We start from the raw sequence: 6060 nt of genomic DNA, 5'->3' as shown, positions 1-6060 counted from the left end.
CGCGGCCCATACCGGACCGTCGGCAACCCCCTCAAACTCTCCGACTCCCCCAACCACATCACCACCTCACCCCTCCTCGGCCAACACAACAACGAGATCTACATCGGCGAACTCGGCCTCGGCGACGAGGAACTGCGCCTGCTGAAGTCGAGCGGGGTGATCTGACGTGGTGAACCAGGACCACACCTCTGGACCGTCGGGCGGTGGTCCATGAGGTGAATGTGCACGGGGCCGGCCGACGGTGCGCGTCGGCAGGCCCCGGGATCCGTGCGCGCACGAAAGGCATTGGTACAGGGGGCGCTGGCCAGATCTTTCGACGCAAGGAGTGCTTGAAGAAGATGACAACCATCGACTACTCGACGTCCGCCACCTACAGGGAGGTGACGGACCGCAACGGCCGCGTGTACCGGATCGGTGAGACCGACCGGGACATCATGCGGCGACCACGATGGACCATGGTGCTCTTCCCCTGGATGGGCATGCTGGGCATCAGTTCCTCGGAGTACGCGTTCACGTCGGCGGAGGACACACTGCACGAGGCGCATCTGTGGAGCAGTGGGCACATCTTCTGGCTGATGGGTGTCTGGGTGTTCTTCCAGGCGGCCGTGGCCTTCCCGGCCGGGCAGTTGCGGGAGAGCGGAAGGCTTCCCGCGCGGTACGCGATGATGCTCGGCGCGCTGGGCACGATCCTGGGCTATCTCTCGCTCGCGTTCGCACCGAACGTGATCGTCGCCTACCTCGGCTTCGGCATGTGCAGCGGCATCGGCGCCGGCCTCGTCTACGCGACCTGCGTGAACATGGTCGGCAAGTGGTATCCGGAGCGCAAGGGCGGCAAGACCGGCATGGTCAACGGCGGTTTCGCCTACGGCTCGGTGCCCTTCGTCTTCCTGTTCACCTCGTACATGGACCTGAGCAACTACAAGGGCGTCCTCGTGATGGTGGGCGTCGTCTGCTGCGCCGTAGTGGCGTTCGCGGGGTGGTTCTTCAAGGACCCGCCGAAGAACTGGTGGCCCCCGCACGTCGACCCGCTCAAGCTGACCGACGACCCGAAGATCCGGCGGGCGCTGGAGAAGAACCCGCCGGCGGTGAAGCAGTACACCCCGAAGGAGGCCGCACGCACGCCCGTCCTGTGGATGATGTGGTTCTGTCTGCTGTGCACGGCCGGGATCAACATCTTCGGCATCGCCTTCCAGGTGCCGTTCGGCAAGGACATGGGCTTCGCGGGCGGGATCGTGGCCACGGCGATGTCCCTGAAGGCGATCGTCAACGGCACGGGACGCGGCGTGATCGGCTGGATCTCCGACAAGTTCGGCCGCCGCAACACACTGATCATCGTGTGTCTGGTGCTGGGCACCGCCCAGTTCGGCGTGCTGGTCTCCGGCCAGATGGGCAGCATGCCGTTCTTCCTCTTCTGCTCCATGGTCTCCGGCTTCGGCGGCGGCGCGATCTTCCCGCTGTTCGCCGCCATGACGGCGGACTACTTCGGCGAGAACAACAACGCCTCCAACTACGGCATGGTCTACAGCTCGAAGCTCATTTCGGGCCTTGTGGGTTCCGGGGTCGGCTCGATCGTGGTCGGCGTGTGGGACTACGAGGGTGCGTTCGTCCTGGCCGGCTGCATAGGCCTGGGCTCCGCGGTGCTGGCGCTCTTCCTCAAGGCGCCCGGCAGGCCGAAGACCAGTCGTGGGACCGTCCCCAACCCGCAACCGCTCGGCGAGGAAATGGCCTGACATGACGGCAGATCCGTACGCAGCAAGCAGCAGGACCGACAAGTCCGCACACGCCACCGCCGCACACCGTCCCTACCGCGAAGTGACCGACGCGGGCGGCCGCGTCTACCGCGTCGGCGAGAGTGACCGCGACATCCTCGGCCACTCGCGCAAGCTCATGGTGTATCTGCCGTGGATCACCATGATGGCCATCAGCGTCTTCGAGTACGCGTACGGCTCGGCCGAGGACACCCTGTCCCACGCCCATGGCTGGACGCAGAGCAACACCTTCTGGATCCTCAGCGTCTGGGTCTTCTTCCAGGCCGGCATCGCCTTCCCGGCGGGCTGGCTGCGGGAGAAGGGCCTCCTGACCGCCCGTCAGGCCATGTACATCGGCTCGGGCATGTGCATGGTCGGGTTCCTCGCCCTGTCGCACCTGAGCAACGTCCTGTTGGCGATCCTGGGATTCGGCGTCGTCGGGGGCGTCGGCGCCGGCCTGGTCTACGCGACCTGCATCAACATGGTCGGCAAGTGGTTCCCCGAACGCCGGGGCGCCAGGACCGGGTTCGTCAACGGCGGCTTCGCGTACGGATCACTGCCGTTCATCTTCATCTTCAACTACGGCTTCGACACCGCGAACTACCACCGCGTCCTGGACCTCATCGGCTGCTACATCCTGATCGTGGTCGTGGGGTGCGCGTTCTTCTTCAAGGATCCGCCGAAGAACTGGTGGCCCGCGGACATCGACCCGCTCACCTACGGCGGCGGTGAGAAGGGGGCCGCCGGCCCGGCCAAGAACCCTCCCGCGGTGAAGCAGTACACACCCAAGGAGGCCATCGGGACCGGCATGCTTCCCCTGATGTGGATCGCCCTCGTGATGACTGCGGGCGTGTCCATCTTCGGGATCTCGTTCCAGGTCGACTTCGCCAAGGAGGTGGGCTTCGGCCCGCTGGTGGCGGCCTCCTCGATGGGCGTCATGGCGGTCATCAACGGTATCGGCCGCGGGGTGGTGGGCTGGCTGTCCGACAAGTGGGGCCGCAAGTCGACCCTGGTGTTCGTCATCGTCGTCCTGGGGCTGGCCCAGTTCGGCGTGATCTGGGCGGGCGACGTCAAGAGCGAATGGCTGTTCCTGTTCTTCGCCTTCCTCTCCGGCTTCGGCGGCGGCGCGTTCTACCCGCTGTTCGCGGCACTCACCCCGGACTACTTCGGGGAGAACTACAACGCCTCCAACTACGGGCTGGTGTACAGCGGCAAGCTGATCAGCGGCCTGTTCGGCGGCGGCCTCGGCTCCATGGTGGTGGCGGCCTGGGGTTACGACGGGGCGTACGCGCTGGCCAGCGCCACCTCGATGGTCGCGGCGGCGATCGCCCTCCTGCTGCGGCAGCCGGGGCGGCCCCGGGCCGGCACGTCGGCACCGCAGCCGCAAGGGGCCGTCTGAGCAAGGCGGTTCGGCAGGCATCGGGCGGCCCTCCTTCGGGAGGGCCGCCTGGTCCGTCGGCGATCCGGCTACTTCTCGCGCTCGTGGTAGATCTTCCGCGTGTGTTCCGTGTGGGCACGCATGACCGCCGTGGCACGCTGCTCGTCGCCCTCGCCGATCGCCGCGATCAGCTCACGGTGCTCGGTCCACGACTGCCGGCCGCGCTGCCGGGCCACCGGTGTGTAGTACCAACGGACACGTCGGTCGACCTGCGCGGCCAGCTCGGCAAGGACCGCGTTGCCCGCGAGTTCCATGACCTTCGCGTGCAACCGGGCGTTCATCGCGACCGCACCGTCCACGTCGTCGGCGGCGACCGCGCGCTCGCCCTCCGCGCACAGCTTCTCGAGCTCGGTGATGGCCTCGGCATGCACATGAGCGGCGGCGAGCCGGGCCGCCTCGGTCTCCAACAGAGTGCGTACGGTGAGGAGTTGATCGGCCTCGTCCTCGGTGGGCTCGTGCACGAACGCGCCTTGGGCGGGCCGCAGATCGACCCAGCCCTCGGTGCTGAGGCGTTGCAGCGCCTCGCGCACGGGCTGCCGGGAGACTCCTAGGTGCCCGGCGAGTTCGCTCTCGACGAGGTGCTGGCCGGGCTGCAGGGCGCGGGTGGTGATGAGTTCGAGCAGCGCCTCGTAGACGCGGTCGCGCAGCGGGCCGGGGCGTTCGAGCTTGGGCACCGCGCCCTGCGGCAGGCCTGTCGTCGGCAACATCGCGGTCCCTCCTGGGCAGCGTCGTCGCTGCGGCACGAAGCCAAGTATGAATTGGCTTTCGCCTACAGTCTACGGCGCACAAACACCCGTAGGCACACGAGTCGGGCACACCGCACAGCCGCCCAAGTGCCGTCACAACCCTTGCTGCCACCAGTTCCATCCTGTAGACAATATTCAGTCGACAGAGTTCGACAGTTCCCCGGTTCCTCGGTAACCCTCAACCGAACGGAGCTCCCCGTCATGAAAGTCGCAGTCCTCGGCGCCGGTGCGATCGGCGCCTACGTCGGCGCCGCACTCCACCGCGCCGGCGCCGACGTGCACCTCGTCGCCCGCGGCCCGCATCTCGCGGCCATGCGCCGGCACGGCGTCCGCGTCCTGAGCCCGCGCGGCGACTTCACCGCCCGCGCCCACGCCACCGACGACCCGGCCGACATCGGTCCGGTCGACTACGTCTTCCTCGGGCTCAAAGCCAACTCGTACGCGGCGTGCGGGCCGCTCATCGAGCCCCTGCTCCACGACACCACCGCGGTGATCGCCGCCCAGAACGGCATCCCCTGGTGGTACTTCCACCGACACGGCGGCCCCTACGACGGCCACCGCGTCGAGAGCGTCGACCCCGGCGGTGCGGTCAGTGCGGTGCTCGCTCCCCACCGGGCCATCGGATGCGTCGTCTACGCGGCGACCGAGCTCGAAGGACCCGGCGTCGTACGGCACTTGGAGGGCACCCGCTTCTCCATCGGCGAACCCGACCGCTCGATCTCCGCCCGCTGCCAGGCGTTCAGCGAGGCCATGCAGGCCGGCGGCCTGAAATGCCCGGTCGAGCCCGACCTGCGCAACGACATCTGGCTCAAGCTGCTCGGCAACATCTCCTTCAACCCGATCAGCGCCCTGGCCCGCGCCACCATGCGCCAGATGTGCCTGCACGGCGGCACCCGCAAAGTCATCGAGACCATGATGACCGAGACGCTGTCGGTCGCTGACGCCCTCGGCTGCACGGTCGGCATCTCCATCGAACGCCGCCTCGCCGGCGCCGAACGCGTCGGTGACCACCGCACCTCCACCCTCCAGGACCTCGAACGCGGCAAACCCCTCGAACTCGACGTCCTGCTCGCCGCCGTCATCGAGTTGGCGGAGATCACCGGCGTGGACGTGCCCACCCTGCGCACCGTCCACGCCATCTCCGACCTCCTCGCACTCAGGCCCGCCGCATGACCAAACGGCAGACGGGACTCACCCGCCCCCTCGACGCCGGTACCGACGTCCCGATGGCGCATGCGATCGGCCGGGAGATCATCCACGCGGGCCTCGCCGACCGTGCCTTCATCGAACGGGCGACGATCGGCTTCGAGGAGTACCGGCAGCTCGTCGAGCCGTGGACCCTGTCGCTCACGGAGAAGGTGACGGGCGTACCGGCCGCCGCCATACGGGAGTTGGCCCACGCCTACTCCCGGCCGTGCCGGCCGGCCGGGGTGGCGGAACACCGCAACGGCACCGAGGACGCCGACGCCCTGACCAACCTGTCCCTGCTGACCGGCCGGGCGGAGACCGACGGCACATCAACCGCCGGGCGGGATCCACGCACGCCCTTCCGACTCGTCCGGCACGACCCGCCCGTCGACCTGACGGACGAGCGGTACCCGGTCCGGCTCACCACGGGACGCCGACTCGGCTCGCACAACACCAGTGTGCAGAGGGGCGGTTCCGCGTCGCCGCTGCGGCGCGACGACTGCATCGAGCTGGGCCCGGAGGACGCCGAGCACTACGGCGTGGTGGTCGGTGCGACGGTGCGGGTCTCCACACGGCACGGCTCGCTGGTGGCACCGGTGTGGGTGGATCCGGCGCTGCGGCCCGGCCTGGCGTTCATGACCATGCGTGTTCCGGACGGCGTGGACATCAACCAGCTGACGGCCAAGGCAAGTTGTCCGGTCGCGGCGGCTGCGGAGTTCGAGGCCGCCGCGATCCGGATCGAGAAGCTGCCGGTCGCGACGGTACGGAGCTGAGACACGACATGGGACGAGTCACGGAACGACGCAAGGTGATCCGCATCCGGGACGGGGCCGTCTCCTCGCGCCCCGACACCCTCGTCGCCGAGGAACCGCTGGAGATCCGACTGAACGGCAAACCACTCGCCATCACCATGCGCACCCCGGGCGACGACTTCGCCCTC

The 6060-nt window shown here is 68.3% G+C and carries 4 protein-coding genes and 3 pseudogenes; 6 read left to right on the top strand and 1 reads right to left on the bottom strand.

Annotated features, from left to right (window positions below):
* The 3 genes and pseudogenes from IG08_RS59830 to IG08_RS0152785 all read left to right on the top strand — a co-directional run.
* Positions 1–165: pseudogene (locus IG08_RS59830) on the top strand (formyl-CoA transferase); the annotation flags it as partial.
* Positions 166–338: 173 nt separating this feature from the next.
* Positions 339–1730, top strand: a complete 1392-nt coding sequence (locus tag IG08_RS0152790; RefSeq protein WP_030621896.1) for an OFA family MFS transporter — start codon at positions 339–341, stop codon at positions 1728–1730.
* 1 nt (position 1731) lies between these two features.
* Positions 1732–3147: an OFA family MFS transporter gene (locus IG08_RS0152785; protein WP_030621894.1), complete on the top strand. Its 1416-nt coding sequence runs from the start codon at positions 1732–1734 to the stop codon at positions 3145–3147.
* 68 nt (positions 3148–3215) lie between these two features.
* Here the strand turns inward: IG08_RS0152785 and IG08_RS0152780 are convergent, their stop codons facing one another.
* Positions 3216–3890 carry a GntR family transcriptional regulator gene (locus IG08_RS0152780; RefSeq protein WP_030621893.1) on the bottom strand — a complete coding sequence of 225 codons (675 nt, stop codon included), beginning with the start codon at positions 3888–3890 and terminating at the stop codon, positions 3216–3218.
* A 243-nt stretch (positions 3891–4133) separates the two neighbouring features.
* On the opposite strand from IG08_RS0152780, the gene IG08_RS0152775 reads away from it, so the two are divergent.
* From IG08_RS0152775 to IG08_RS0152765, 3 genes and pseudogenes are all read left to right on the top strand, one after another.
* Entirely contained in the window at positions 4134–5105 is a 972-nt protein-coding gene (locus IG08_RS0152775) for a 2-dehydropantoate 2-reductase (RefSeq protein WP_030621891.1), read from the top strand.
* Positions 5000–5893 (top strand): annotated as a pseudogene (locus tag IG08_RS0152770) (molybdopterin dinucleotide binding domain-containing protein); the annotation flags it as partial. The gene IG08_RS0152775 and the pseudogene IG08_RS0152770, both read left to right, overlap by 106 nt.
* Before the next feature lie 8 nt (positions 5894–5901).
* Positions 5902–6060: pseudogene (locus tag IG08_RS0152765) on the top strand (formate dehydrogenase accessory sulfurtransferase FdhD); the annotation flags it as partial.

It is taken from the genome of Streptomyces fulvoviolaceus, assembly GCF_000718165.1.
GTDB classification, from domain to species: domain Bacteria; phylum Actinomycetota; class Actinomycetes; order Streptomycetales; family Streptomycetaceae; genus Streptomyces; species Streptomyces fulvoviolaceus.
The sequence above is the reverse complement of the archived record's forward strand: the minus strand, read 5'-3'. Positions and strand labels throughout refer to the sequence as shown.

Excerpts from the sequence above, each read along its gene's own strand:
- IG08_RS0152790 (WP_030621896.1), top strand. The coding sequence starts at position 339 with ATGACAACCATCGACTACTCGACGTCCGCCACCTACAGGGAGGTGACG.
- IG08_RS0152785 (WP_030621894.1), top strand. The coding sequence starts at position 1,732 with ATGACGGCAGATCCGTACGCAGCAAGCAGCAGGACCGACAAGTCCGCA.
- IG08_RS0152775 (WP_030621891.1), top strand. The coding sequence starts at position 4,134 with ATGAAAGTCGCAGTCCTCGGCGCCGGTGCGATCGGCGCCTACGTCGGC.